This window comes from Flavobacterium soyae (assembly GCF_021245985.1).
GTDB classification, from domain to species: Bacteria; Bacteroidota; Bacteroidia; order Flavobacteriales; family Flavobacteriaceae; genus Flavobacterium; species Flavobacterium soyae.
This window is the reverse complement of sequence record NZ_JAJQXA010000081.1, coordinates 1-247: the sequence shown is the minus strand read 5'-3', so window position 1 is coordinate 247 and position 247 is coordinate 1. Positions and strand designations below refer to the sequence as shown.

Genomic DNA, 247 nt, shown 5'->3' with positions numbered 1-247 from the left:
TGATTTACTTTAAGACTTTAGACTTTAGACCTTGGGCTAAATAAAAGTTCATTGACATATTGAGATAAGAAAATAATAAGAAAGTAGAAAGCGTTTTTTACAATTTTATTGTAGAGAACAAAAAAAAACGGTCATAATTGATATTATGATTGGTACAATAAGCAAAATAAGGGCGTATGGGGGATGCCTAGGCTCTCAGAGGCGATGAAGGGCGTGATAAGCTGCGAAAAGCTGCGGGGACAAGCAC

At 36.0% G+C, this 247-nt stretch carries 1 rRNA gene; it reads left to right on the top strand.

The annotated features are described in order from the left end of the window. Window positions 1–156: 156 nt before the first annotated feature. Window positions 157–247 (top strand): 23S ribosomal RNA (locus LUU93_RS21670); the annotation flags it as partial.